An 844-nucleotide genomic window follows, 5' to 3' on the forward strand; every position below is an offset into this window, starting at 1 on the left:
GCCCCCTGTGAGATATGGAAGTCGCTTAGCAGAATAGGAAGTTTAGAGACTTCCTTTTTGGGAGTTTAGCTCAGCTGGGAGAGCATCTGCCTTACAAGCAGAGGGTCAGCGGTTCGATCCCGTTAACTCCCATAGGTCCCGTAGTGTAGCGGTTATCACGTCGCCCTGTCACGGCGAAGATCGCGGGTTCGATTCCCGTCGGGACCGTTTAAGATAACGGAAGTTATTTTAGACTCGTTAGCTCAGTTGGTAGAGCAATTGACTTTTAATCAATGGGTCACTGGTTCGAGCCCAGTACGGGTCATATTTGCGGGTTTGGCGGAATTGGCAGACGCACCAGATTTAGGATCTGGCGCTTAACGGCGTGGGGGTTCAAGTCCCTTAACCCGCATAATAGAAATCAGCCGGCTTAGCTCAGTTGGTAGAGCATCTGATTTGTAATCAGAGGGTCGCGTGTTCAAGTCATGTAGCCGGCATTTTTTTATATAGAATAAGAGGTCGATGCGAACGTAGTTCAGTGGTAGAACACCACCTTGCCAAGGTGGGGGTCGCGGGTTCGAATCCCGTCGTTCGCTTAGAGAGGCCGGGGTGGCGGAACTGGCAGACGCACAGGACTTAAAATCCTGCGATTGGTAACGATCGTACCGGTTCGATTCCGGTCCTCGGCATATAATGATGAGCACCCTTAGCTCAACTGGATAGAGTACCTGACTACGAATCAGGCGGTTAGAGGTTCGACTCCTCTAGGGTGCATTTTTTTATTTAACGCGGGAAGTAGCTCAGCTTGGTAGAGTACTTGGTTTGGGACCAAGGTGTCGCAGGTTCGAATCCTGTCTTCCCGATT

Annotated in this window: 9 tRNA genes; all 9 read left to right on the forward strand. The window is 50.7% G+C overall.

Going from position 1 to position 844, the window contains the following annotated elements:
- Nucleotides 1-59: 59 nt before the first annotated feature.
- The 9 genes from A0739_RS09620 to A0739_RS09660 all read left to right on the forward strand — a co-directional run bounded on the left by A0739_RS09620 (nt 60) and on the right by A0739_RS09660 (nt 842).
- A tRNA-Val gene (locus A0739_RS09620) sits at nt 60-132 on the forward strand.
- A 2-nt stretch (nt 133-134) separates the two neighbouring features.
- A tRNA-Asp gene (locus A0739_RS09625) sits at nt 135-207 on the forward strand.
- Between the two features lie 24 nt (nt 208-231).
- Nucleotides 232-304, forward strand: a tRNA-Lys gene (locus tag A0739_RS09630).
- A 5-nt stretch (nt 305-309) separates the two neighbouring features.
- Nucleotides 310-391 (forward strand) — tRNA-Leu (locus A0739_RS09635).
- A 12-nt stretch (nt 392-403) separates the two neighbouring features.
- Nucleotides 404-476: transfer RNA gene (locus A0739_RS09640), tRNA-Thr, on the forward strand.
- A gap of 27 nt (nt 477-503) precedes the next feature.
- Nucleotides 504-575, forward strand: a tRNA-Gly gene (locus A0739_RS09645).
- Nucleotides 576-582: 7 nt separating this feature from the next.
- Nucleotides 583-668 (forward strand) — tRNA-Leu (locus tag A0739_RS09650).
- 11 nt (nt 669-679) lie between these two features.
- Nucleotides 680-753, forward strand: a tRNA-Arg gene (locus tag A0739_RS09655).
- 15 nt (nt 754-768) lie between these two features.
- Nucleotides 769-842, forward strand: a tRNA-Pro gene (locus A0739_RS09660).
- Nucleotides 843-844: the final 2 nt, after the last annotated feature.

Origin of the sequence: Streptococcus oralis, from assembly GCF_001588645.1 — a bacterium.
Classification (GTDB): Bacteria; Bacillota; Bacilli; order Lactobacillales; family Streptococcaceae; genus Streptococcus; species Streptococcus oralis_AB.